Source organism: Curtobacterium sp. SL109, assembly GCF_026672405.1.
GTDB lineage: Bacteria > Actinomycetota > Actinomycetes > Actinomycetales > Microbacteriaceae > Curtobacterium.
Window position 1 is genome coordinate 3674532 of the sequence record NZ_JAPPRB010000002.1, and the last position, 24617, is coordinate 3699148.

The following is a 24617-nucleotide window of genomic DNA, read 5'->3' on the forward strand; positions in this document are numbered from 1 at the left end:
TTCGAGGCCACTCGAGTGCCGTTACTTCGTGTCCCAGAAGGCGGTGTTGCCGCCCGCGGTCCGCAGGACCTGGGCGACGGAGCGCGTGCCCTTCGCCACCCACCCGGAACTCCTGCAGCTCGTCCCGAAGCCGGCGCAGGCCGTCGACTTGTGCGTCTTGCCGCTGTGGTCGTAGTACGAGTACGAGTTCCCGCCGCCGATGCCGTAGATCCACACGCCGCCGCCGACTCGCTGCGTGGTCCGCAGGCGCCCGCCGTTCGCCGTGTCGTCCACGACGACCCGCGTCCCTTCGCCGCCGGTGATCACGGCAGACCCTCCGGACGCTTGGTCGCCGACGAGGCCCTCGCCTGACGCCGACGCCGTCGCGGGCAACGCGAGCGCGCCGACCAGGGCGGCTGCGAGCGCCACGGTGACGAACTTGCTCCGATTCCATGTGATGTATCTCATGCGGAGAACGTACAACACCCACGGCGACAGCGCACCCGTCCAGGACGAATGGCTGCCCGATGGTCCCGTCCGTCCGTGGTCCGAGCCTCCCGTCCGTCCGTGGTCCGGTGCTCAGACCGTCGCTTCGGTCCCCCGCGCCTTGCCGACGACCACGTCGACGATCCCGGCGACCAGCGCCGCGGCGACGAAGCCGAGCGAGACGCCGAGCCCGAGCGGCAGGCCCTTGGCGTAGTCGCCGTTCGAGTTCGCCAGGATCGAGTAGAAGACGCTGCCGACCGCGGCGATGCCCACTGCGGAACCGACCCGGGCGCCGACCTGGATCAGACCGCCCGCGGAGCCGCCCTGTTCGACGGGCACCTCGGAGAGGGTGAGCGTCTGGTTCGGGGAGATGGTGAGCCCGGAGCCGATGCCGGCGACGAGCAGCGGCAGGACGAGCCACCAGCCGAGGTCGGACCGGTAGTGGTTGGCGACCACCCAGATGACCGCGCCGAGCCCGAGGAGCACGAGGATCGTCCCGATGACGATGAGCTGCCGACCGAAGCGGTGCACGATCCGACCGCCGATGGTCGAGGCGATGCCCGAACCGATCGCGAACGGCACCGACGACAGGCCGGCCATCAGCGCCGAGTAGTGCAGGCCCGACTGCAGCGCGAGCGTCAGGACGAAGAACAGCGGGGTGAAGCCGGCGAAGTAGAGCGTGGCCAGGCCGACGCCGAGCGAGAAGGACCGACGGCGGAACAGCCCCAGGTCGATCAGGGGCTCCTTCGTCCGCTCGTAGCGCCGCTCCCACAGGACGAAGAGCGCGCCGAGCACGACGGCGACGACCACGAGCCACCACTTCGTGTTGCCCTTCCACTCCGAGGACTGCACGAACGGCAGGAGCAGCGCGACCACCGCGGCACCGAGCAGCACGATGCCCACCGGGTCGAAGTCGTGCTTGCGGCCCCGCTCCGTGCTGGTCATGCCCGGCAGGTAGCGGAAGGCCAGGAGGATCGTCACGATCCCGACGGGCAGGTTCACGAAGAAGACGAAGCGCCACCCGTTCTCGGTGCCGAACGCCGTGATGAGCAGGCCGCCGATGAGCGGACCGATCGCGGTCGCGATGCCGACCGTCGCCCCGAAGAGCCCGAATGCCGTGCCCCGCTCCTTGCCGCGGAACAGCTGCTGGATGAGCGCGGTGACCTGCGGGGTGAGCAGACCGCCCGCGAGCCCCTGCACCAGGCGCGCGACCACCAGGACGATGCCGTTCGGCGCGAACCCGCAGAGGGCACTCGCGACGGTGAAGAGCCCGACCCCGATGACGAACATCCGGCGTCGGCCCGTGGCGTCACCGAGTCGGCCGCCGGGTACCAGGAGGAGCCCGAAGGACAGGGCGTACCCGGACAGGATCCACTGGACGGCCTCGGGCGAGGTGCCCGGGAGCCCGGTCGAGATGGACTGCAGCGCGACGTTGACGATCGAGACGTCGAGGAGGACGATCCCGCCGCCGAGCAGGCAGATGACGAGGGCTTTCCAGCGGTTCGGATCCGGCTGGTCGGAGGGAGCCACGTCGGACTCCGGAGTTGTGCGATCTTCAGCTGTCATGACGACCCCACGCTAGGCTCGCGAACCTGCCGGTGGCACCGGGATCACCAGGCGCTTGGTTGGTAGTCCTTCAGGAAGACGCCGAACACGTCCTCGCCAGCTTCTCCCCGCACGATCGGGTCGTACACGCGTGCTGCTCCGTCGACCAGGTCGAGCGGAGCGTGGAAGCCCTCCTCCGCCAGTCGCACCTTCGTCGGGTGCGGCCGCTCGTCCGTGATCCAGCCGGTGTCGACGCTCGTCATCAGGATCCGGTCCGTCTCGAACATCTCCTGCGCGCTCGTCCGCGTCAGCATGTTGACCGCAGCCTTCGCCATGTTCGTGTGCGGGTGCCCCGGCCCCTTGTACGCACGGCCGAACACCCCTTCCATCGCGCTCACGTTCACCACGTACGTCCGGCGTGCGCCACTCGCTGCCATCGCCGCTCGGAGCTTCGAGATCAGGATGAACGGTGCCGTCGTGTTCGCGAGCTGCACCTCGAGCATCTCGAGCGGGTCCACCTCGTCGACCTGCTGCGTCCACGAGTTCACGTCGTGCAGGTCGGGGACGAGACCGCCGGCGTCGATCGCGGTTCCTCCGGCCAGTCGTTCGAGCGAGCTCGACCCGGGAGCCATCGCCTGCTCGGTGAGCTCCTCCGCCCGGGCCGCGGCGGCCGCGAGCACGGGGTGCGCCGTGACCGAGCGCGCGAGTGCCAGCGGGTGCTGGTCGTTCGTGTGGCCGAACGTCACCAGCTCGGGCAGTGGCCCGTCCGGCAGCGGGGCGAGCTCGGCGTCGGCGAGCGGCTGGTACGCCCCCGGCGACCGGCGCACGGTCTGCGTGGCGTTGTTCACCAGGATGTCGAGGGGCCCGGACGCGGCGACGTCCTCCGCGAGCCCGATGACCTGCGCGGGGTCACGGAGGTCGATGCCGACGACCTTCAGACGCGAGATCCAGTCGGCGGAGTCGGGCAGGCTCGTGAACCGGCGTACCGCGTCGCGCGGGAACCGGGTCGTGATGGTGGTGTGGGCACCGTCGCGCAGCAGCCGGAGCGCGATGTACATGCCGATCTTCGCGCGCCCGCCGGTGAGCAGGGCGCGCTTGCCCGTCAGGTCGGTCCGGGCGTCGCGCTTGGCGTGGCTCATGGCAGCGCATGCCGGGCACAGCTGGTGGTAGAACGCGTCGACGACCGTGTACTGCTGCTTGCACATGTAGCAGGGGCGGGCCTTCAGCAGGGTGCCGGCGGTGGCCGCTGCCGTCGAGGTGCTGATGGGGACGCCGCGGGTCTCGTCGTCGATCCGGTCCGCGGCGCCGGTCGCGGTCGCGGCGATGACGCGTCGATCCGCCTCAGCGATGACCGCGCGCTTCTCGAGCCGGTGCGCCCGCTTGACGGCCTTGAACATCTTCGCCGTCGCGTGCCGCACCCGGACGAAGTCGGGGTGCGCATCGTCGATCTCGGTCAGCTGCTCCAACACCCGGAGCGTGACGGCCAGGTCCTCGGGAGGGATGCTGCTGGGGTCGAGGGGCTCGGAGGTCACACGAGATTCTACGGTCCCGCGGAGCCGTGGACCGCGACCCATCGGCACACCCTCGTTCTGGGGGCCGGTGAAGTGGATGAGGCCCGTGTCCGCACTTCGGGGGACCGGTACGTTCAGGGCATTCCGCGAACCCGACCCGAACGGAACCCCATGCTCAAGATCGTCAACGGTGCCATCGCCGGGGCTGCCGGCATCGCCCTGCTCCTCGGTGGCGCGAGCACCTTCGCCCTCTGGAACGCCGACGCCGAGACCCAGCCCTCGACCGTCAGCTCGGGCACGCTCGCCCTGTCCGCGAACGCCGACGGCGTCTGGACGGACATCACGAACGGCCGCTCCGACGTCGTGGACATCGCGAAGGTGCGCATGGTGCCGGGGAACACGTACCAGTTCCACCAGACGCTGAACGTCACCGCGACCGGGGACGACCTCTCCGCCGACCTGTCCTGGACACCGCAGAGCATCACCGGCGACGCCGACCTCATCGCCGCGTCGACCCAGTCGCTCGGCGTCTCGTCGACGAGTTCGTCACTGGCCCCGGCCGGCCGGACCACCTGGACCGTCAAGCCCACGGCGGGGACCTCGGTGCTCGACGTGACCTACACGATCGGTCTGTCGTCGGACGTGACGACCGGCAAGGCGCAGACGATCAACCTGAGCGGGCTGACGTTCACGCTGACGCAGAACCCGATCGAGGACTGACCGCGACGGCCCCGACCTCGCTGTGGTCGACAGCGCCCGCCGTGCTGATGTTGCGTCACCCAACGCTGAAGGACGAGCCGAGGCGGGGCACCGAACTGGCTGCACGGACGCGCCGCCGACCGCCCGGAACGACCCGCCAGTCCGGCCGCCTAGCTCGGACGTCTGGCTCCGAGCCGACCGCTTCCGCAGGTCAGCGCGTCCTGAGCCCCCGTAGCACCAGCTCCACCAACCCTCGCGCCTCCACCGCCCACTCGGGCCGATCGGTCGCAGACCCGATGCCGTGCAGTGCGACGAGCACAGCACCCGCAGTCGCATCCTCGCGGATGGCACCCTCGGCGACCGCGGAGGCCATCAGGTCACCGAGCGTGCGCTCGAGCTCGCTGCCACCCTCGGCCTGGGTCGCCGGATCGACGACGGACGCGAGGGTCCGGGCCAACGCTGCATGCTCGACCACGTACTCCACGAACGTGTGCAGGAACACCTCGAGGCGCTCCCCCGCCGGCCGCGCCGAGTCACGCGCCTGCCCGCAGAGCGCCTCGACCTCGCCCTGGTAGACCGCCGCCGCCAACGCCTCCCGCGTCGGGAAGTGCCGGTACAGCGTCCCGACCCCGACACCGGCACGGGTGGCGAAGTCGTCGAACCGGAGCTGCTCGTCGCGCTCGAACACCGTCCGCGCCGCCGCGATGATCGCGTCCCGGTTCCGTCGAGCATCGGCGCGCACTGGTCCTCCTCGATCGGGCAGCAGTCGTTGACAAATGGAGACAGTCTCCGTATCTTCCCAAGTGGAGACAGCCTCCAACTTAGTGGACAGGTGCACGATGCGGATCCTCATGTTCGGACGCGGAGTCATCGCGACCATCTACGGCCAGGCCTTCCACCAGGCAGGCCACGACGTCGACCACTACGTCCGCCCGGGGCGCGCTGCGGAGTACGGCGACCGAGTGGAGCTGGACGTCGTCGACGGGCGACGCGGCCCCCTCGGCCGACGGAGCGCAACCTCCTACCGGGCCGAGCTCCGTGAGTCGGCCCACCCGGACGACGGCTACGACCTCGTCGTCCTCAGCGTCGGCCACCACCGACTCCACGAAGCGGCAGCGTTCCTGGCGCCCCGCATCGGCGACGCGACAGTGGTGGTCCTCGGCAACGTCTGGGAGGAACCCGTCGACGCGATCGCCCCGATCCCGGCCGACCAGGTGGTGTTCGGCTTCCCCGGCGCGGGCGGCGGCTTCAGCGACGACGGCGTCCTGCACGGTGGGGTCCTCCGATCAGTCACCCTGGCAGCACCGGCACCCGGTCCGGACCGACGCGGACTGGAGGCTCGGCTCGCCTTCCGACAGGCAGGTTTCGTCGTCCGCGACCAACCGGACATGCGCGGATGGCTCTGGCTGCACGTCGTCCTGGACGCCGGCATGTTCTCCGCGGCACTGCGCCACGGCGGGCTCGCGAGCATGATCGGGGACCGGCGCGCACTCGGCGACGCCTTCCTGACGAGCCGCGAGCTCCTCCCGGTCCTCGAGGCACGAGGCGTCGACCTCAGCCTCCACCGGACGGCGTCGCTCCCCGCGCGGCGCCCGAAGCTGACGGGAGCCACGCTCGCAGCAGCGACGCGCCTCGTCCCGATCGCCCGCGCGAGCCTCGCGGGACACGGTGACCCGAACGCCGCAGAACCGCGCGCCGTCATCGACGACGTGTCCCGCACAGCCCGCGAGCTCGGCATCGCGACACCGCGCCTCGACCGGGCAGCCCCGCTCCGCTGAGCCGAACCAGCCGTCCTCGCCGGGAAGACGCAGACCCCTTGAGCCCCTCGGACGTGCAGGAGGCTCGGTGCCAACCGGCACCGAGCCTCCTGTCTGGATCTCGTCAGTTCTGGATCGCGCCCCGCTTGCGGTCCTTCACCGCGCGGAACCAGGCGTTCGACGCCGGCAGGAACGTCAGGACGGCCGCGACGACCGAGGCGAGGACCCCGACCGCGCCCACACCGGAGCCACCGATCACGCTGGTGAGGCCGAGGATCGTCACGATGAGCAGGACGATCCGGGCCCAGTTCGCACCGCGGCGCATGAACAGGTCGAAGACGATGAACGCGATGATGTAGAGCACGCCGATGACGATGCTGGCAACGAGGGTCGCGCCGAGGATGCCGTTGACGTCCACGCCGTTCGTCGAGGTCCCCGACTGCTGGAGCTGGTCCTTCGCCGCCTGCTGCGCTGCCGGCAGCCGCGTCGCACTGATGATGATGCCGACGATGTGCGCGAGCGCGGTGATCAGGTACAACCAGAACGCGATGGTGACGAAACGGGGCGCTGCGGTCGGCGCCGCCTGTTGCGCGTTCGACTGGTACGGGTTCGACGACATGCGGGTGCTCCTCTTCGGGCCTCGACCATCGAGACCGACCCGTCAGATCCTGCCCGCCCAGGCCAGTTCATGACCGTAACTCATGCCTGATGATGCGGGATCGTGCGGGAACGTGCGTGATCATGCGGTCGAGGTGCTCCGCGTCCGATGTCTTCAGGCCGCCCCCGACGATCGTCAGCACCGCGACTGCAAGCGCACTCCGACGACACCGCATCAGCGCTCCGTCAGGCGACCGCGCAGCCGGACCCGCAGCTCGGCGTCAGCCCCGATGGTCGCGAAGGCGGCGTCGACGTCGGCAGCCACGTCTTCGACGATCGGAGCAGTCAGCGCGATCCACTCGTCGACCTCGTCCGTCCCCCAGGTGGCCTGCCGGTCGTGGGGCGCGTGCGACTTCGCCCCTGCCATCACCCGGACCGACTCCGCGTAGTCGGCAGCGACCACCGCTGGCGCAACCCCCGCATTGCTGAGCAGGAGCGCGCTGATCATGCCCGTTCGGTCGCGGCCAGCGCTGCAGTGCACCAGGAGTCCGTGCGGCGCGTCCGCGATCGCCGTCAGCGTGCCGAGGACGAGGTGCGGCAAGATGCGCCAGTTGTGTCGCCAGTACTCGGGCGAGTCCAGGATCGGGAAGCACGTCTCCCGGAACTCGGGGTCGTCCTGGTCCTCGGTCGGCGCGTGCACCACCGGGACAGCGTCGAGCGTCTCGGGAGCGACGACGGGGTCCCCGTCGCGGACGCCGACCTCGTGTGCGCACCGGAGATCGACCACCGCTGCGAGGCCCCAGCCGTGGGCGTCCCGCCACCCGGTCTCGGTCAACAGCTCGCGGCGCGGCCCTCGTGCCACCCTGCCGAAGCGGGTCGCCCCGGTCGCGGACCGGGGCGTCGGGAGGCCGCCCAGGTCTCGGGCGTTCAGGTACCCGTCCCACACGAGGTCTCGCACGCAGACACCATAGCGACGAGCGCAGCGGTACCGCCGGCCTGCACGAGCGATGGGAGGATCTCCTCGTGATCACGACCTTCCTCGTCAACCACGCATCGGCCGTGAAGGTGCTCTTCTGGGTCGTCCTGGTCGCGTTCACGGCCCTGGGATGGTGGACGCACCGCCGGCAGGCTCGGCGGATGCTCGTGACGCTCGCCGTCATCAGCGCGGTGGGGGTGCTCGCGTTGACGATGACCCCGGCGGGCGACGGGGGCAACGGGACCTTCTGCACGGTGCAGTTCTCCGTCCCGTTCCAGGGCATCGACACGCTCGCCAACGTCGCGCTCTTGTTCCCGCTGACGCTCTTCGCCGCGCTGCTCACGAGCCGACCGGTCTGGGTCGTGGCTGCGGCGTCCGGGCTGTCCGCCGCCATCGAGCTCGTCCAGGCACTGCTGCCGGACCTCGGCAGGGCGTGCGACACGAACGACTGGTTCATGAACACGGTCGGTGCCGTGCTCGCCGGCCTCCTCGGCGCCGGCATCATCGCCGTCGACCGCCGGCAGCGCACCCGGCAGGCGCACCCGGGCGGAGCGACTCCGTAGCTCGTGCGGACCGCCCGCGGCACGGCGCGGTCGGTCAGTCCTCGTGCGCGGCGAGGGTGGACAGCACGAGCTTCGCGATCCGGCGCTGGCCCTTGTCGTTCGGGTGCAGGCCGTCCGTCGAGTAGATCCCGGTGCCGGAGTACGTGGCCTTCGGGAAGGTGTCGTCCATGCTCACGTACGCAGCCCCGGCAGCCGCAGCGGCCTTCTTCGTGGCGGAGAGGTAGCTCGACCAGGGGCTCGACATGTTGTTCGTCATCGCGGGCGCCGGCGTGAACTCGCCGATCACCAGCAGTGAGGGCTTCGTGGGGAGTGCGGCGAGCGCCTCGAGGAACCCCTGGTACTGCCGTCCGAGCTCCGCGGGCGTGACGTGCTGCGAGTCGTTGCCGCCCAGCGTGATGGTGACCAGGTTCGGCCCCGCGCGGCGCATGGCCCGCAGGAACCCAGCCTGGTCCTCGGTGAAGGTCGCGATCGTCGCCCCGGAGTGCGCCGAGTCGTACAGCTGGATGCCCTTGTCTCGATCGCCGTCGTAGACCGTGAAGCCCTGCAGCGAGAACGGGTTCACTGCGGTGACGGTGATGGCGTGCTCCCCCCGCCGGAGGCCGTCCACCTTCGTGACCGTCCCCGTGCTGGCCTTCCCCGTCGTCGACACCGTCGTGGGTGCGCCGCCGTCGATGCTGTACGTGAAGTCGCCCGACCCGTCGTAGCGCGTCCACCAGATGTCGATGCCGGTCCCCGTGAACGGGTAGGTCCGCGAAGCGCCCCCCTGCATGGCGACCGCCCGGTAGCCGAGGTCGGGGACGGTCACGTCGTACTGGCTCGACCCCGTCTTCGACGTCGCCCAGTCGCCCCAGGTCGAGTCCGGCGCGTAGACCGCGAACTGCGCGGGGAGGTACCCGGCACCCCCGCGGGTCCCCGACGTCGCGTGACGCTTCCGCAGCTGGTCCAGCGTCAGGTCCATCCAGCGTGTGGAACGGGCGGAGGCACCCTGGCCCTCGGTGATCGAGTCCCCGAGAGCGACCCACTTGGCGGGGGCATCAGACCGGTCGGCCACGGCGGCGTTCCACGCGGCGAGGGGCTCGCGCTCCGCCGGCTTCGTCGAGGCGCACCCCGTCGCGACGGTCGCGACCAGGGCGACGAGCACCCCTGCGACCACGCGCGATGCCGTCCGGATCCGTCGGTGTCCTCGTTGCCGTGCTCTGCCGTCCACGTTGCCTCCGCGTGCCTTCGGGTTGTCGCTCACGACCGAGGTCCTGGCGGGCTCAGGGTAACTGCTCGGACCTGGCAGAAGCGGGCAGGACAACGGACGGACGGGAGGCTCGTGGCGGGCCCGCCACGAGCCTCCCGTCCGGTGTCCACTCGCTCAGCCGAGCGGCTCGACGCCGTAGCCGGTGACCACCGCCCGCAGCTCGTCCAGGTACGCCTGCGCCTGCACGGTGAGGGGGACCGAGGCGTGGGCGATCCAGCCGATCTCGATGCGTTCGTCGACGTCGAGCGGGATGGCGACGATCTCGGGGTCGAGGTCGTCGCTGATGAGCCCCGTCGAGATCGTGTACCCACCGAGGCCGATCATGAGGTTGAAGATCGTCGCCCGGTCCGAGACGCGGATCTCCCGTTTGCTCGACATCGTCGACAGGATCTCCTCGGCCAGGTAGAAGGAGTTGTTCGCGCCCTGGTCGAACGTGAGCCGCGGCAGGTCCGCGAGGTCGGCGAGGGTCGCACGTTTCCGGGACGCGAGCGGATTCCGCTTGGCCACGAAGATGTGCGGCTCCGCGATGAACAGCGGGGTGAACACGACACCGGCGTCCCGGAGCAGCTTCCCGAGGACCTGCCGGTTGAAGTCGTTGCGGTAGAGGATGCCCACCTCGCTCCGCAGCGTGCGGACGTCCTCGATGATGTCCCACGTGCGCGTCTCGCGGAGGGAGAACTCGTACTCGTCCGCGGCCGCCGCTTCGACCATGCGGACGAAGGCCTCCACGGCGAACGAGTAGTGCTGCGCCGACACCCCGAGCAGCCGACGCGACGGTTGCCCACCGACGTAGCGCTGTTCGAGGAGGGAGACCTGCTCGACGACCTGTCGGGCGTACCCGAGGAACTCGACGCCGTCGACGGTGAGCACCACCCCGCGGGCCGACCGGACGAACAGCGGGCGCCCGATCCGCGTCTCGAGGTCCTTCATCGCCGCGGACAGGGTCGGTTGCGCGACGTAGAGCAGATCGGCGGCTGCGCTGATCGAGCCCTCCGTCGCGACCTCGATGAAGTACCGCAGTTGCTGCAGCGTGATGTCGTTCGAGACCCGGGCCATAGGCGGAGGCTATACCAGCGCATAGCAATTGGGGATTACCCGATGACCCACTCGTCCCGTCATGCTCGGGGGATGGCGAATGACCTGACCTTCAGCATCACGCGGACGCGGTTCGACGAGGACTACTCCCCCGCGGACAGCTCCCGGTTGACCACGAACTTCGCCAACCTGGCGCGCGGTGAGCACCGTCAGCAGAACCTCCGCACGGCCATCGGCATGATCGACCGGCGCTGCAACGAGCTCGCGTCGGGCATCCCGGCCGGGTCGGCCGGGTCTGCCGGGTCTGCCGGTTCGGCTGGCGACCGCTTCCGGGTCGAGCTCGACATCGTCTCGGTCACCGCGCACTTCGTCGACCAGGGTTCTGCCGGCGAGTTCCCCTTGCTCGAGATGCTCGACGTCGCGATCCTCGACCAGTACACCGGCGAGCGCCACCAGGGGATCCTCGGCAACAACTTCTCCTCGTACCTCCGCGACTACGACTTCGCCGTCCTGCTGCCGTCGCTGTCCTCGGTCCCGTCCGACTTCGGCGAGCTCCACGGGCAGCTCTTCCAGCGCTTCCTGGAGTCCTCGGCGTTCCGGTCGAACTTCAGCGTCGAGCCCGTCGTGTGCATCAGCGTCTCGACGAGCCAGACCTACCGACAGACGGAGTACGTCCACCCGGTCCTCGGCGCCGAGTACGAGCACGAGCACTCCTCCCTCACCGACGACTACTTCGGTCGGATGGGCATGCAGGTCCGCTACTTCATGCCCGCCGGCGGGAAGGCGCCCCTCGCGTTCTACTCCCGCGGCGACGTGGCGAACGACTACTCGGACCTGCAGCTCATCGGCACGATCAGCACCATGGAGACGTTCCAGAGGATCTACCGGCCGGAGATCTACAACGCGAACACCGCCGCTCCGAGCACCTACCGCCCGAGCCTGGCGCACACGGACTTCTCCACGCCGTCCGTCACGTACGACCGGGAGGAACGGAGCCGCCTCGCCATCACCCAGGGCCGGTACACCGAGGAGCACCTCGTGACGCCGCACCGGGCGCTGCTCGAGCAGTGGGCCACCAGCCACACCGCCCTCGCCCACTGACCGCCCGACCCACTGGCCGCCTGACCCGCTGGCCGTCCACCCTGCTGACCACCTGCCCCCTGCCCCCTGAACGACAGGACCCACACCGCATGACCACGCTCCTGCCCACCGCGATCGTCGGCAGCCTGCCGAAACCCTCCTGGCTCGCCGAGCCCGAGAAGCTCTGGTCGCCCTGGCGGTTGGACGGCGCAGCACTGGCCGAGGGCAAGCAGGACGCGCTCCGCGCCGCGGTCCACGAGCAGGAGCGCGCCGGCCTCGACATCGTCAGCGACGGCGAGCAGACCCGCCAGCACTTCGTCACGACGTTCATCGAGCACCTCGACGGGGTCGACCTCGACCGCAAGGAGACCGTCCGGATCCGCGACCGGTACGACGCCGCCGTCCCGACCGTCGTCGGTGCCGTGAGCCGCCGGGCGCCCGTGTTCGTCGAGGACGCTGCGTTCCTGCGGAGCCAGACCGACCGCCCGATCAAGTGGGCGCTCCCCGGCCCGATGACGATGATCGACACCCTCTCCGACCAGCACTACAAGAGCCGCGAGAAGCTGGCGTGGGAGTTCGCCACGATCCTCAACGAGGAAGCCCGGGAGCTGCAGGACGCCGGCGTCGACGTCATCCAGTTCGACGAGCCCGCCTTCACCGTCTTCCACGACGAGGTGCAGGACTGGGGCGTCGCCGCGCTCGAACGCGCCGCCGAGGGACTCCGCGTGGAGACAGCCGTGCACATCTGTTACGGCTACGGCATCGAGGCCAACAACAAGTGGAAGGAGACGCTCGGGGCCGAGTGGCGCCAGTACGAGCAGTCCTTCCCGCTCCTGCAGCAGTCGTCGATCGACATCGTCTCGCTGGAGTGCATCCACTCCCACGTCCCGCTCGAGCTCGTCGAACTCATCCGCGGCAAGAAGGTCATGCTCGGCGCGATCGACGTCGCCACCGAGACCGTCGAGACCCCGGAGGAGGTCGCGGAGGTGCTCCGCCGCGCCCTGGAGTTCGTCGATGCCGACAAGCTCATCCCGAGCTCCAACTGCGGCATGGCTCCGCTGGCACGGGGTGCTGCGCTGGACAAGCTCGGCGCGCTTGCGGCGGGAGCGGACATCGTCCGAGCGGAGCTCGTCGGCGCCGCTGTCCCGTCGGCTCACTGACCACAGCGGGACAGAACGGCGGCGCTCTTCCGGAAGGAGGAGGGCCGCCGTTCATGTCGCGTCCGCCGGGTGCGTGTCTTCGGACCGGCCCGGCCTGGAGGCTCGGCTGTGGTCCGGCAGACAGGACGCGTGGGGACTGGCGTCACCTTTCACCGCGCTCACGAGCCCCATCACCCTCTCAGCGATCCGTGCCATTCACTCCTCGTGGGGACAGGACAGGAGCCAGTACGGGACGCAGGCCCATGCTGGTGCCGCCGCGAGGAACCACCAGGCCGCCGAGCTCAACGACGACGACGCCGAGCCCGCGATGATCAACCAGCTGACCCCGAGAGCCGCGACGAATCCTGCAGTGACCGCGCACCCGATGCGACCCTTGCGCCGGTCTCGGGCAACAGCGGAGCCGATCGCCCCTGCGAGGAACATCGCCTGCAGCGCGGCGAACAGGATCGCTGTCCCTGCCGGCGTTCCGTAGCCGGTCGGGCTTCCGTCCGGACCGAACGTCGTGGCAATCCGATCGGGTAGCCGATCCCACCAGACGCTGGTGATTGCGATCGCGACGATGACGGGGAACGCAGCAGCGAAGACTGCGAGGAGCCGACGGGGTGCCGGTCGCACTAGCGCCGCACCTCCTGCTCGATGAGCGCCGTGGCGATCTTGTCGGCTGCATGCGGAGCCTTCGCAAGCGCGTGCACGACCGCGGTGGCTCCTGCCGCGTTGGCGATGACCGCTCCTGCCGCTCGCACCTCGCCGTTGATCCAGGTCGATGCCCCTCGCCGCTGCCAGCTCACCGTGCGAGCGCCCCCAGCGCCAGCCTCGAGCGCCCAGTCGGCGTAGCGACAGAGGTCGTCGAACGTCGACCAGACGCCGCCTGCCGCCGCGAACGACGACTCCCCGAGCGCCCAGGGCGTGATCGCACGACCGAGGAACTTCGGCACCACGCGCTCTGCCGGGGCAGGCACGAGTACCGCAGAGCTGATCCCCGCTGGCTCGAAGACGTGTTGGCGTACAGCGGCGAACCAGTCGCCGTGCACCTCGTCGAGCACTGCACCGAGGAGGGCGTACCCGAGGTTCGAGTACACGAACTGGCCTCGGGAAGTGACCGGTACCGCCGCTGCCAGGTCCAGAGGAACCCCGACAGCCTCTCGGTAGGGGTCAGCGAACAGGCGGTCGCGCATCGTGGCTGGAAGCCGCGGCAGACCCGAGGTGTGGTGGATGAGATCAGCAACGGTCATCTCGGCATCGGGCACACCCGGGAGGTAGTGCACGACCGGCCGCTCGACCTCGAGTGCGAGGTGGGCTGTCGTACCCACGAGCCCCTTCGTGATGCTCCCCCACTCGAGCATCGAAGCGGCGGCGTACGGCCCGCGGGGCTCACGGACGGTCCGCCAGCCGCTGGCTGTGCAAAGACTCGCGCGCCAGTGTCCCGAGCGCGCCAGCGTATTCCGCACCTGGCGCCTCCCTCTGTGGTCGAGCTGCGACACTCGAGCCGCAGAAGTCCTGGTGTTGTCTGACATACTGCCGTACCGCTCCAGAACGGTCCAGGCCCTTCTGACCCGAAGCAGGAAAGGACAATCCTCATGCGCGCATGGCTGCTGTACCTGCTGATCGTCATCACTGCGCTCGCAGCACTGCTCGCGATCGCCTCCAGCGCCCCCGAGGCATCATCGGCGGTCTTCCTCATCGGCACCCCCGTCGTCGTGATCGGGGCCGGCCTCGGTGCCAAGTTCGTCTTGGAAGCGCGGAGGGGCCGACGCACTCACCAGCGCTGACGTGGCAGGTGGCGGACAGGCTTGCGTCCGAGTCGGACTGGAGGCGCGGTGCCAGCTGGCACCGCGCCTCCAGTCCGGAATGCGGTCGCGGGGACAGCACCGGAGCGACCACAAGCCCCCCCCCAGATGCGGGCTCGATCCGCCGTGCGGCCCAGGCCACGATGGACCGAGCGAAGGGGGAACCGTGTTCGGACGGAAACGGCGCGCGCAGGCTGACGGCGCAGCAGCGACGACGGGCGACGGCGCCGGGCAGGACACCGAGCTCGACCGGTGGCTCGCGCAGGCCGATGCCGAAGCGACGACCAATCCGCTGGCGTACGCGACGCTCATGGGCCGGCGGCTCGCCACACTGACGACGACGTCGTTCACCGACGGAGCCGACCTCGATCCGCAGAGCGCCGTGACCGTGCTCGGTGCGATGACCGGCCTCGGCACCCAGGCCGCGCTCGTGATGGGCAAGCGGTCCGGCGACCCGGACTACACCTCGCGCACGGACCTCGTGATCGACGGCGCCAACGGCGCTCGGGCGCTCATGGGCGACGCCATCGCCTTCCCGCTCTTCGACGCTCAGTACAGCGTCTGGAACATCGTCACCACACCGCTGCGGTCCGTCGGCGGGACGGCGCCGTCGGCCGAGGACCTGACCGTGCGTGCCGCGCAGGCCATCGGGACGGACGCGTTCGTGGTCCCGCGGCTCGAACCGGGCACGAGTGTGCGGTGGCTCCCCCGCGAAGCGCTCGAGCACTGCGGTCGGGCCCTCGCCATCCAGCACTCCAGACGGCTGCCCGTGACGCAGTGGTACGTCGCCTACGCGCTCGCGGTGAAGACGATCCTCGATCAGTACCGGGCGGACCCGGCCGTCCTCGCGAGCCTGACCCGGGTGGCGCTCGACAGCGCGAACGCGATGGCGAAGTACATGCCTCCCCGCGAGGGAACAGAGCCTCAGGCAGCAGCACCGGACGGAGCAGCAGCGTCCCCCAGCGCGGCAACCACCCCGCCGATGACGATCGCCGACGACCGGTACGCCCGTGCGCGAGCCGTGGGCGACGGCATCCTCGCGCACGCAGCAGCGGTCTTCGAGGATCCGCAAGGCCTGCACGCCGAGACCGTCCTGACCGTCCTCGGGTCGCTCGCGGGACGGGCGGCGCAAGTGGCTGCGCTCCGCGGTGTCGAGAACGCTTCCCCGGAGTACCAGGGCCGCGTCAACAGGATCGGCCAGGGGCCGGGCGGTGAGCGCTTCGCAGTGGGCGAGGCGATCGAGTACCCGCTGTTCGTGGCGCCAGCCTCGGTGTACGCGATCGTCACCGCGCCGCTCGTCGACGCCGGGCGGATCGCACCCACCGCAGAGGACATCCGCCACCACAGCAGCGTGACGATGGGGACCCCCGAGTTCGACGTCCCGCGGTTCGCACCCGGGACGAGCGCCCGCTGGATGCCACGCGAAGCAGTGGGTTTCGGACTCCGGACCTTCGCGATCCCCGCGGGGGAGCTTCCGCCAGAGGACTGGTACGTGGCCTACGCGCACGCTGCCGCGAAGCTCCTCGAGATGAACCGCGCCCATCTCGACATCGAGCCCCTGACTCGCGTCGTGCTCGATGCCGCGAACATCGCCGCCGCCCTCCTGGTGACTCCGACCGAGGACCCGCCCGCCGAGAGCCAGCGCCGCTGAGCAGACCGTCTGGGTGCTGAAGCCAAGCCCAGGCCGCGCGCCTGAGACGAAGCAACCTCACCCCTAGACTCGGCAGATGCTCGAGAGCCGTCGCCTTCCTCTGTGGGCGGGTCGCACGGCCGCACTGCTGGGCATCGTGCTCGTGGCGTTCACCCTCCGCCAAGCGGTCGCTGCGGTCTCCCCGATCATCGGGGACATCCGGGCCGACTTCCCCGTCTCGAACCTCGACGTCGGCCTGCTCGGCACCCTGCCGCCGCTGCTGTTCGCGGCCTCGGGGTTCACGGCCCCACGCGTCGCACGGCGTCTCGGCCTCGACGGCGGGATCGTCCTCGCGCTGGCCCTCATCACGGTCGGCCACCTCGTCCGCGCGGTCGCACCGGGTGTCGCGATGTTGCTGGTCGGCAGCATCCTGGCGTTCGCCGGGACCGGTGTCGGCAACGTGCTGTTACCGTCCGTCGTCCGTCGCTACTTCCCCGACCGGGTGGCCCTGCTGACCGCGGTCTACGCGTGCATCGTGGGAGTCAGCACCTCGGTACCGGCCGCTCTGGCTGCACCCATCGCGCAGTACGCCGGGTGGCGGACCTCACTCGCCGTCTGGGCCGTCACCTCGGCGGCAGCACTCGTCCCCTGGCTCATCGTCCTCGCACAGCAGCGCCAACTCCGCCGCACAGACGCCGGTCTCGTCAGCCCCGCACCCACCGAGGTCGTCACCCGTCTGTGGCGATCCCGCGCCGCACTGTCGATCACCGCGCTCTTCTCCTCGAGCGCGATCTGCACCTACGCGGCCTTCGCCTGGCTGCCCGAGATCCTGCAGGACGTCGCCGGCTCGACCCCGACCGAAGCGGGCGTGCTCCTCGCCGTCACCGGCGTGATCAGCGTCCCCGGCGCACTGATCGCTCCCCTGCTCGTGCCCCGACTCCGCAACGTCGGCTGGCTGATCGCCGCCGGCGTCCTGAGCTTCGCACTCGGCTACCTCGGCCTGCTGCTCGCGCCCGCGCCACTCACCCTGCTCTGGGTGCTCCTGATCGGCTGCGGCTCGATCCTGTTCCCTGTCTGCCTCGTGCTCATCAACGTCCGCACCCGGACACACGGCGGAACCGTCGCGTTGAGCGGCTTCGCCCAGGGCACCGCGTACGCACTCGGCGCGCTCGGCCCGCTGCTGGTCGGGCTGCTCCACGACGCCAGTGGCGGGTGGACGCTGCCGCTGCTCTTCCTCCTCGCCGTCACGCTCGCGGCGGCGATCCCGGCGGTCACCCTCGGCCGCCCGACGTTCGTCGAGGACGAGCTCAGCCGGTAGCGGGCGCGACTGTCGCAACCCGTGCGGTCAGCGTGTTGGCACCACCACTTCGAGCGTCGCACGAGCCTCGGCGGCCGACCCGAGGGGCACGGTCCGGCTGCTGACCTCGGTCGCAAGAGACAGCCCGATCGCGACCGCGCCGACCTCGGCCGCCGAGACCCACTCGGGGTCACCCTCGACGAACCGGGTCCGGACAGGCCCGAGCACCATCGCGTGGATCCGCTCGTCCGGCGACTCCGCCGCGAGGACGCGCTGCATCATGAGCACCGCGGCCTGCTCCATGCTCACCAGTCCACTGTCGGGCACCGGGAACTCGGCTGACTGGCCGACGATCACCGTGTACGCGCCGAGGCCGCTGAGCCGAGGCACGATCGACCGCGCCACCGCCATGTGCACCGTGGCGAGTCCGGTGAAGGCAGTGGCCCAGTCGTCCTCGCCGATGTCGGTCAGCGGCCCGCCCTGCCACCAGCCGCCCACGGGCACGATGACGTCGTCGATGCCGCCCATCCGCTCGGTCATCTCGCGACCGAGCGCCTCGGCCCCGGCGAAGGACGTGTAGTCGTGCGTCGGCAGGTGCAGCAGCGGGGACGTCCCGATCGCGCCGAGCGCAGCGCGCAACTCGGCTCCGCGCGCCTCGGACCGGGTGGGCACGACGACGTCGGCGCCCTCGTCGAGGTACGCGCGGACGACGCCTTCGCCGACACCCCCGGTGCCGCCGGGCACGAGGACGCGGCGGCCGGAGAGGTCGTGGGTGGAGGGTGCTTCGTTCATGGCGGAACTCCTTGGTCGGACCAATGTTGGTTGTGCCAACGGTAACACCCATCGTTGGTCGGGCCAACTGGTATCGTGCTGCCATGCATGAAGCGCCGACACCTCCCGAGGCACTCCGGACCCTGGTGAGCTGGCAGGCCGGCCGCGTCGCGACGATCGGGGCGCGCCTCACGGGCGCCAGGATGCCGCTCGAAGCACGGTCCGACTTCGCGGTCCTGTCCCTCCTCGAGGAGAACGGCCCGCTCAGCCAGGCCGACATCGGGCGGATCCTCGGTCTCGACCGGAACAACGTCAACGGCATCGTCGTCCGCCTCGAGACCGACGGGTTCGCGAGCCGGCAGCCGGACCCGGAGGACCGGCGGCGGAACGTCGTCACCATCACGACAGCGGGCCGAGCCAGGTCGTCAGAGCTCCTGGACCACGCGCAGGCGGTGCAGGCGGAGCTCCTGACCGCGCTCTCCCCCGACGAGCGCAAGGCCCTCATCGGCCTGCTCGGCAAGGTGCTCGCCAGCCACCCGGCGCAGTCCGCCTGAGCCAGGTCCCCACTTGGTCAGCCTGGAGGCTCGGTGCCAGCTGGCACCGCGCCTCCAGTCCGGAACAGGGTCGCGGACACGCGGCGGCGGCGCCGCCATCTGTCACATGTCGGCGATGAGCCGGAGCGTGTGGCCGTCGGGGACTGTCTGGTGTTCGACGTAGTGCATGAAAACCGGTGCTGCCTGGTCGGCCGTGAAGAGCTCTGCCGGGTGCCGCGGCTCGTGAGCAGCCTGCACGTCGATGGTCTCCGTGAGCGGTTCCGCGAGGTCGTGGTCACGGCCGACGATGTAGAAGCGGTACTCGCCGTCGTCCTCACGTCGGCGGAGTTCCACGCTCATCTTCTCCGCGGTGCCGCCGGCCTGGAGGTAGGAACCCCCGTACTGCTCCTCAGCCTGTTCGGGGTTGAACATCCAGTCGGCGTCGTCTGGACACCACCAGATCTGCCACGCGAAGTTCTCGTCGTTGTCGAGCAACCCAAGTACGCGGCGCACCTGCTCAGATATCGGCCCAAAGGTGTCCCGCAAGATGCTGCTGATGCTGCTGTTGGTCTCTTGAATGATCATGCGCTACTTCACTCGTTGGTAGTTGACCGAGGTGCTCTTGATGCGCGCCGCGTGCAGCGTGGCATGGTCGCACGAATCAGGCGGGAGGCTGGACAGGATGCTGCCAACGCATCCGACGACATACGGTCGCGGACACGCGACGGCGGCGGTGCCGCCCCCCACATGTCAGCGATAGGACGGAGCGTGAAACACAACGTTCGAGGCGGCACCGCCGACGTGGGAGGCGTTCGATGCGGGGAAGCTGCCCGAGCACCGATTCGTCGCCGTCGACCGTACCGAGGTCCTCGGCTAGGTGGTGGTCTCCCCAACCTCGGCCCGGCCGGTGTACCGGGGCGTCGTCGAGCACTCCGTGTACGCCGCGGCCGCGGCGCCGGGCCGCGGCATCGGACATCCCCTTCTCGACGCCCTCATCGAATCGACGGAAGCAGCAGGCATCTGGACCATCCAGTCCGGGATCTTCCCCGAAAACACCGCTTCCCGAACCATCCACGCCCGCCACGGGTTCCGCGAACCCGACACCCAAGAACGCATCGGCCTCATGGCGTTTGGGCCGTCGGCCGCAGTGGCGCGACAACGTCCTCGTCGAACGGCGGAGCCCACTCGCCGGCGGCTGAAAAAGGCCAACCCGCTCCGATCCGCATGCTTGCAGGTATGTCCCGAAACCAGCTGTGCAGCCCCGATCACCTCTGACCCGTCAACAGCAACGGTCGCTGTGGTCCTACTCTTCGGGCGCCCTGTCCTCGAACTCGTTTGCTGCGGCGTCTGCGCTCATAGGTGAACCCAGTTTGAATTGTCCAGCACGCACGATCGCCAGCACCGGTGCGGGGACCCCCATACGGGCGGCGGCAGTCTGTATCGAGGCCCGCAGATACGGGTAGACCGTGAAGAAGGCTACCCTCTCGGCGAATTCGGTTTGCAGCTCTTGGCTGACTTCGAGTCGCTCCGGTGTTTCGTACTGCGCTTGAAGATCGGCAATGAACTCGTTGCCTTGGCGGTCGTCGAAGGTCATCCGGAAACGAAAGCCGATTCCGAGTCCGTCGGCGCGGTCCGCGACGTTCATCACGTTCCGCACTCGCGGGACCTCGTCACCTTCGGTCTTCGTCTCGTCGATGCGGCGGCTTCGTTCCTCCCAGAGAAAGACGTCCTCCAGCTCAACCAGTTCGACCAGCTCATGGATGTCCGCGACGACTCGGCTGACCGCCAACTGCTCGTCACCGTCGACGCGGTCGTCACGCTGCAATGGCGAAGTCCGTTCGCTTCGAGTTGGCCAATGCTGTGTACGAGCCGGTCTGCGCGGTGAATCTCGCACCACTGGTGAGCTCGATTTCAACGGCGTCGCGCCCCAGCTCGTAGGTGGTGTCAACGTCGCGGACGGAGTGCTCGATCAGCAGGCCGAGCGCGTGTGCGTAGCGGCGGACGGTCTGCATCTTTGGTTCCGTCATCCCGCTCTCGAACTCGGAAACTGTTGCTTGGCTGATGTGCAGCATCCGTCCGAGTTCGGCCTGCGAGAGGCCGAGCTCGATCCGCTTGGCACGGATCTGGGCGATCAGTTGAAGGTCGGCGTCTGCGAGCTGTCGGGCAAGACGCTCGGACGGCGTCTCCTCTGCCTCGAACCCCAGCCCGTCGTCGAACTCGATGGTCATAGGCCGCAGCCTATATGGCGCTGCTGTGAACCCGCCAGTGGTTACGGGAGCGAGGCTCCGCCCCACTTCCCACCGCGTCCCTCGAAGTAACGCTTGCGAGCGTGCTGCAGCTCCTCGTCTTGGCGGCTACGGACCTGCTTCGGGTCTGAGACGTCCTTGAGATGCATATGCAGCCCTACCACGGTGGAGCCACCTACCCGAGTTAGGTCGACGGGCTCGACGTGGTAGACGCGCACCAGCACCTCGTCGATACCCTCGCCGCGGTACACCTGTGTTCGGACCTCGAAGAGGTCGATGCCGGTCACGGTCTCCATCGGGCCCTTCACATGGTGAATCGGCAGAAGTTTGCCTTGCACCAGTCGCTTCATGCGGGCCGCGACCTCACCCATGACGCGGTCCCGATCCTCGCCCTCGAGTCCAGCCTCAGTGAGCAGTTGTCGGAGCGCCTGCGCCACGTTTTGGCCGGCAACGGTTCGGTGTTCTTGCGTGCCATCGGAGGCGTACCAGTGATGGCGTATTGGAGCGCAGTCCTCCTTGGTGCACACGGAACCATCGCTTCGCACCTCGCCGTCGGTCACAGCCTGAGTCTATGGTCAGCGGGCGACAGCGCCCGGAGGCCACCGGTCGGACTTCATCCCACCACCAAAAATGATCATGCACGCGCAATCTGCTTTGGGCCGGCAGGAGCGCGCTCGGCGGTCCTCCCAATCGTCGGAAAGCGATCCAAGGATGTCTCAGTAGCCCATCGGCCTTCGGCCATCGGACAGTCAAACCAGGTGTCCCTAACTCGTCTCCGGCGCCGTCCGCATTGTCGCGCGGGAGTCTGGCTGGCCGGTCGGTGGCGGAAGGGCCAACCCAAGAAGCAACGAAGCGCCCCGTCCGGTGAGGCGTCGTTGCCCCAGGTCACGGGATAATCCGCCCGGCCGCCGGTGGCGAAGGATCACGGGCCGGCGTCTCTAGGAGGCGGCGTCGGCCCACCTACTTCCTGGCGGCCGCCCATACGCACCTCACTCAGCAACTGGGGCGCGACCGCCAGAGACTGACGATCCGCGTTAGTTGTGAGCCGTAGCGGTGAGAACGCCCGAGATGATCGAGGGCGCAGACCCGAGCACGCCAGCAGCGGTGGGCCACCACAGCTTGTTCGCGAGGTCAGTCCACGCCGACTTCTTCTCCTCGTCCTGGGTCTGAGCCGAAGCCGCGAAGAGCCCGGTCCACAGCCGCCGTCCCGCTTCATCGAAGTCGAAGCGCTTGAGCAGTACCGCGTCGTCGAGTGCGTTCTGCATCTCGCGGATGAGTCGGTTGAGGTACGCCTTCAGCTCGCCACTGATGCTGTCGTCGGCTTCGAGAAGCTTCTGAACGTCGAGCAGGAACGCCTTCAGCTCCCCCTGGCTCCTCTTGCTCGGCAGCGGCCGGGTAGTCGCGAACCAACCGGCCAACGTGTGCAGATGATCAAGGGTCGACATCGGGTAGGTCGCTTCCGCGTCGACGTTCTGGCCCCAGCCTTCTGGGAACGACATGACCATCTTCGCCCAGCCCTGTTCGTACTTGCGGTACGTGGCAACAGGCAGACCGGCCGCCTCCAGCTCATTGATGCCCTCGCGAATCGCGACCAGGTCGATAACTGCGCGCATCTGCTGATGCATGCCGCCCGAGGTAGCAAGGCCGCGCGCCTTCCCGACGCTGACGTTGCCCGGGGCGACACGTTCCTTGATGCTCAAGAGGTAGTCGTAGAGAGACTGAGCGGGGTTCACGTACGAGAGCGTAGTCGCTGGGAGGGCCCACCATGCCTGTCTGCTCCGAGCCCGGCTGCCCCACCCTCACCCCACCCCGCACGTACCGTTGCCCCACCCACCAGCCTGCAGACCAGCGGGCCAGGGAGTCACGGCAAGCCAGGGGCTACGGGGCAGGGCATGACCGGGAGGGGGCACGTTGGGCGCCCCGGGTAGCACGAGGCACCGTGCAGTGCTGGCGCTGCGGTGAGGTCATCACCCCCACCAAACCGTGGGACCTCGGCCACGACGACCACGACCGCAGCATCTACCGAGGACCCGAGCACGCAGGTAGGTGCAACCGGGCAGCAGCAGGGAGGGCAGCACACCGATGAGCGACACCACCAGGCAAGCAGTCGAGGAAGCCATGGCCGCCCACGTCGCAGACGAACGTGAAGGCGCGTACCTCACAGGGTTCGTCGTCATGGCAGCAGCCGTCGTCACCGAAGCAGACGACATCATCAACCACCAGTCGATCGTCCCTCCATCGCAGGCGCTGCACGTCAGCGTCGGGCTCGCCACACTCCTCGCCAACCCCGACACCGACTGGTTGACCGACGACGGCGACTGACCCAGCGCGCACCCCACCCACTCGATGACATCCGGTATGTCAGGGCGGAAGGGTGGGGGGTGACCCCTTGTGCCACCCATGTACCAGGACCGCCGGGGATCGCTCTCGGCGATGTCGAGGGTTCAAAAGTCCCGTCAGGGCTCCTTGTGCGGATTCGCGATCTCTGGAACCGGGACTGAGGCCACCACGGCTGCCTCGGCGTCCGGTAGCCGGTCCTCCAGCGGACACGGCCTCTTATGGCGCCCGCCTTCCGGCATCCCGTCTCACATAGTCCGTCCAAACGAATCTCGATGAGCGTCCGCTATTCGGCCATGTCAGCAACAACGCCCGCGAACCAAGAACGCCCCGCCGGCCGAAGCCAGCGGGGCGTCCCACGAGTCAGACCGGGCTCAGAAGTCCCAGTCCTCGTCCTCAGTGCTCTCCGCCTTGCCGATGACGTACGACGAGCCCGACCCCGAGAAGAAGTCGTGGTTCTCGTCCGCGTTGGGCGACAGGGCCGACAGGATCGCCGGGTTCACGTCCGTCGTCTCCTTGGGGAACATCGGCTCGTAGCCCAGGTTCATCAGCGCCTTGTTGGCGTTGTAGTGCAGGAACTTCTTGACGTCCTCGGTCAGCCCGACCTGGTCGTAGAGGTCCTGCGTGTACTGGATCTCGTTCTCGTACAGCTCGAACAGCAGGCTGAACGTGTAGTCCTTGATCTCCTGCTTGCGCTCCTCGGAGGCGCCTTCGAGCCCCTTCTGGAACTTGTACCCGATGTAGTAACCGTGGACGGCTTCGTCGCGGATGATCAGGCGGATGAGGTCAGCGGTGTTGGTGAGCTTCGCGCGCGAGGACCAGTACATCGGCAGGTAGAAGCCGGAGTAGAACAGGAACGACTCGAGCAGGGTCGACGCGACCTTGCGCTTCAGGGGGTCGTCACCGGTGTAGTAGTCGAGGACGATCTGCGCCTTCTTCTGCAGGTTCACGTTCTCCGTGGACCAGCGGAAGGCGTCGTCGATCTCGGGCGTCGACGCCAGGGTCGAGAAGATCGACGAGTAGCTCTTGGCGTGCACCGACTCCATGAACGCGATGTTCGTGTAGACGGACTCCTCGTGCGGGGTGATCGCGTCGGGGATCAGGCTGATCGCGCCGACGGTGCCCTGGATGGTGTCCAGGAGCGTCAGACCGGTGAACACGCGCATGGTGAGCTGCTGTTCCTCGGGCGTGAGGGTGTTCCACGACTGCACGTCGTTCGACAGCGGCACCTTCTCGGGCAGCCAGAAGTTGTTGACGAGGCGGTTCCAGACCTCGACGTCCTTCTCGTCCTGGATGCGGTTCCAGTTGATCGCGCTGACCGAACGGATCAGCGGGACGGCTTTGCCGGTGGCGTGGACCGGGTCGGTGAGAGTCATTGCTTC

At 68.9% G+C, this 24617-nt stretch carries 27 protein-coding genes; 10 read left to right on the forward strand and 17 right to left on the reverse strand.

Annotated features, from left to right (window positions below):
* Positions 1–21 precede the first annotated feature (21 nt).
* The 3 genes from OVA28_RS18760 to OVA28_RS18770 all read right to left on the reverse strand — a co-directional run bounded on the left by OVA28_RS18760 (position 22) and on the right by OVA28_RS18770 (position 3584).
* Positions 22–447: a lactococcin 972 family bacteriocin gene (locus OVA28_RS18760; protein ID WP_268098083.1), complete on the reverse strand. Its 426-nt coding sequence runs from the start codon at positions 445–447 to the stop codon at positions 22–24.
* 111 nt (positions 448–558) lie between these two features.
* On the reverse strand, positions 559–2031 hold the full coding sequence (locus OVA28_RS18765; RefSeq protein ID WP_268098084.1) for an MFS transporter: 1473 nt from the start codon (positions 2029–2031) through the stop codon (positions 559–561).
* A gap of 44 nt (positions 2032–2075) precedes the next feature.
* A complete protein-coding gene (locus tag OVA28_RS18770; RefSeq protein ID WP_442780813.1) occupies positions 2076–3584 on the reverse strand; it encodes an SDR family NAD(P)-dependent oxidoreductase in 1509 nt (502 codons plus the stop codon).
* Positions 3585–3692: 108 nt separating this feature from the next.
* Between OVA28_RS18770 and OVA28_RS18775 the strand changes: the two genes are divergently transcribed.
* Positions 3693–4241, forward strand: a complete 549-nt coding sequence (locus tag OVA28_RS18775) for an alternate-type signal peptide domain-containing protein (RefSeq protein ID WP_268098086.1) — start codon at positions 3693–3695, stop codon at positions 4239–4241.
* A gap of 190 nt (positions 4242–4431) precedes the next feature.
* Here OVA28_RS18775 and OVA28_RS18780 read toward each other — a convergent pair whose 3' ends face one another.
* Positions 4432–5073 (reverse strand): TetR/AcrR family transcriptional regulator, encoded by a 642-nt coding sequence (locus OVA28_RS18780; RefSeq protein WP_268098087.1) that lies wholly within the window; start codon positions 5071–5073, stop codon positions 4432–4434.
* On the opposite strand from OVA28_RS18780, the gene OVA28_RS18785 reads away from it, so the two are divergent.
* The gene (locus tag OVA28_RS18785; protein WP_268098088.1) at positions 5072–5998 is read left to right on the forward strand and encodes a ketopantoate reductase family protein; all 927 of its coding nucleotides are present in this window, start codon (positions 5072–5074) and stop codon (positions 5996–5998) included. The two genes, OVA28_RS18780 and OVA28_RS18785, sit on opposite strands and share 2 nt — an antisense overlap.
* 103 nt (positions 5999–6101) lie before the next feature.
* Here the strand turns inward: OVA28_RS18785 and OVA28_RS18790 are convergent, their stop codons facing one another.
* Together OVA28_RS18790 and OVA28_RS18795 are read right to left on the reverse strand one after the other, a co-directional pair.
* Entirely contained in the window at positions 6102–6596 is a 495-nt protein-coding gene (locus OVA28_RS18790; RefSeq protein WP_268098089.1) for a hypothetical protein, read from the reverse strand.
* Positions 6597–6809: 213 nt separating this feature from the next.
* Complete coding sequence (locus OVA28_RS18795; protein ID WP_268098090.1) at positions 6810–7532, reverse strand: tyrosine-protein phosphatase; 723 nt, start codon at positions 7530–7532, stop codon at positions 6810–6812.
* A 65-nt stretch (positions 7533–7597) separates the two neighbouring features.
* On the opposite strand from OVA28_RS18795, the gene OVA28_RS18800 reads away from it, so the two are divergent.
* Positions 7598–8113: a VanZ family protein gene (locus OVA28_RS18800; protein WP_268098091.1), complete on the forward strand. Its 516-nt coding sequence runs from the start codon at positions 7598–7600 to the stop codon at positions 8111–8113.
* Positions 8114–8147: 34 nt separating this feature from the next.
* Here the strand turns inward: OVA28_RS18800 and OVA28_RS18805 are convergent, their stop codons facing one another.
* Both OVA28_RS18805 and OVA28_RS18810 read right to left on the reverse strand, forming a co-directional pair.
* Positions 8148–9353: a GDSL-type esterase/lipase family protein gene (locus tag OVA28_RS18805; RefSeq protein WP_268098093.1), complete on the reverse strand. Its 1206-nt coding sequence runs from the start codon at positions 9351–9353 to the stop codon at positions 8148–8150.
* A 120-nt stretch (positions 9354–9473) separates the two neighbouring features.
* Entirely contained in the window at positions 9474–10415 is a 942-nt protein-coding gene (locus tag OVA28_RS18810) for a LysR family transcriptional regulator (protein ID WP_268098094.1), read from the reverse strand.
* Positions 10416–10487: 72 nt separating this feature from the next.
* On the opposite strand from OVA28_RS18810, the gene OVA28_RS18815 reads away from it, so the two are divergent.
* Together OVA28_RS18815 and OVA28_RS18820 are read left to right on the forward strand one after the other, a co-directional pair.
* Complete coding sequence (locus OVA28_RS18815) at positions 10488–11495, forward strand: putative oxygenase MesX (protein WP_268098095.1); 1008 nt, start codon at positions 10488–10490, stop codon at positions 11493–11495.
* Positions 11496–11584: 89 nt separating this feature from the next.
* Entirely contained in the window at positions 11585–12634 is a 1050-nt protein-coding gene (locus tag OVA28_RS18820; RefSeq protein WP_268098096.1) for a methionine synthase, read from the forward strand.
* 195 nt (positions 12635–12829) lie between these two features.
* Here the strand turns inward: OVA28_RS18820 and OVA28_RS19255 are convergent, their stop codons facing one another.
* Both OVA28_RS19255 and OVA28_RS18825 read right to left on the reverse strand, forming a co-directional pair.
* On the reverse strand, positions 12830–13249 hold the full coding sequence (locus OVA28_RS19255) for a DUF1648 domain-containing protein (protein ID WP_442780814.1): 420 nt from the start codon (positions 13247–13249) through the stop codon (positions 12830–12832).
* Positions 13249–14115 (reverse strand): serine hydrolase domain-containing protein, encoded by an 867-nt coding sequence (locus OVA28_RS18825; RefSeq protein ID WP_268098097.1) that lies wholly within the window; start codon positions 14113–14115, stop codon positions 13249–13251. Before OVA28_RS18825 ends, OVA28_RS19255 begins: the two co-directional genes overlap by 1 nt.
* Positions 14116–14211: 96 nt before the next feature.
* On the opposite strand from OVA28_RS18825, the gene OVA28_RS18830 reads away from it, so the two are divergent.
* The 3 genes from OVA28_RS18830 (at position 14212) to OVA28_RS18840 (ending at position 17369) form a co-directional block, all read left to right on the forward strand.
* On the forward strand, positions 14212–14403 hold the full coding sequence (locus tag OVA28_RS18830) for a hypothetical protein (RefSeq protein ID WP_268098098.1): 192 nt from the start codon (positions 14212–14214) through the stop codon (positions 14401–14403).
* A gap of 184 nt (positions 14404–14587) precedes the next feature.
* Positions 14588–16072: a hypothetical protein gene (locus OVA28_RS18835; protein WP_268098099.1), complete on the forward strand. Its 1485-nt coding sequence runs from the start codon at positions 14588–14590 to the stop codon at positions 16070–16072.
* A 76-nt stretch (positions 16073–16148) separates the two neighbouring features.
* Entirely contained in the window at positions 16149–17369 is a 1221-nt protein-coding gene (locus tag OVA28_RS18840; protein ID WP_268098100.1) for an MFS transporter, read from the forward strand.
* A gap of 27 nt (positions 17370–17396) precedes the next feature.
* Here the strand turns inward: OVA28_RS18840 and OVA28_RS18845 are convergent, their stop codons facing one another.
* Positions 17397–18140 carry an SDR family oxidoreductase gene (locus tag OVA28_RS18845; RefSeq protein WP_268098101.1) on the reverse strand — a complete coding sequence of 248 codons (744 nt, stop codon included), beginning with the start codon at positions 18138–18140 and terminating at the stop codon, positions 17397–17399.
* An 83-nt stretch (positions 18141–18223) separates the two neighbouring features.
* Between OVA28_RS18845 and OVA28_RS18850 the strand changes: the two genes are divergently transcribed.
* A complete protein-coding gene (locus OVA28_RS18850; RefSeq protein ID WP_268098102.1) occupies positions 18224–18673 on the forward strand; it encodes a MarR family winged helix-turn-helix transcriptional regulator in 450 nt (149 codons plus the stop codon).
* A 102-nt stretch (positions 18674–18775) separates the two neighbouring features.
* Here OVA28_RS18850 and OVA28_RS18855 read toward each other — a convergent pair whose 3' ends face one another.
* From OVA28_RS18855 to OVA28_RS18875, 5 genes are all read right to left on the reverse strand, one after another.
* Complete coding sequence (locus OVA28_RS18855; protein WP_268098103.1) at positions 18776–19237, reverse strand: hypothetical protein; 462 nt, start codon at positions 19235–19237, stop codon at positions 18776–18778.
* A gap of 718 nt (positions 19238–19955) precedes the next feature.
* The gene (locus OVA28_RS18860) at positions 19956–20477 is read right to left on the reverse strand and encodes a hypothetical protein (RefSeq protein ID WP_268098104.1); all 522 of its coding nucleotides are present in this window, start codon (positions 20475–20477) and stop codon (positions 19956–19958) included.
* A complete protein-coding gene (locus tag OVA28_RS18865) occupies positions 20467–20880 on the reverse strand; it encodes a helix-turn-helix domain-containing protein (RefSeq protein ID WP_268098106.1) in 414 nt (137 codons plus the stop codon). The genes OVA28_RS18860 and OVA28_RS18865 overlap by 11 nt, the downstream gene beginning before the upstream one ends.
* A gap of 41 nt (positions 20881–20921) precedes the next feature.
* Complete coding sequence (locus tag OVA28_RS18870) at positions 20922–21458, reverse strand: hypothetical protein (RefSeq protein WP_268098107.1); 537 nt, start codon at positions 21456–21458, stop codon at positions 20922–20924.
* 474 nt (positions 21459–21932) lie between these two features.
* Complete coding sequence (locus OVA28_RS18875) at positions 21933–22631, reverse strand: hypothetical protein (protein WP_268098108.1); 699 nt, start codon at positions 22629–22631, stop codon at positions 21933–21935.
* A 349-nt stretch (positions 22632–22980) separates the two neighbouring features.
* Here OVA28_RS18875 and OVA28_RS18880 point away from each other — a divergent pair, with 349 nt between their 5' ends.
* Positions 22981–23220 (forward strand): hypothetical protein, encoded by a 240-nt coding sequence (locus OVA28_RS18880; protein ID WP_268098109.1) that lies wholly within the window; start codon positions 22981–22983, stop codon positions 23218–23220.
* A 389-nt stretch (positions 23221–23609) separates the two neighbouring features.
* Here OVA28_RS18880 and nrdF read toward each other — a convergent pair whose 3' ends face one another.
* Positions 23610–24611, reverse strand: coding sequence for a class 1b ribonucleoside-diphosphate reductase subunit beta (gene nrdF / locus OVA28_RS18885; RefSeq protein WP_056119980.1), 1002 nt, complete (start codon positions 24609–24611; stop codon positions 23610–23612).
* Positions 24612–24617: the final 6 nt, after the last annotated feature.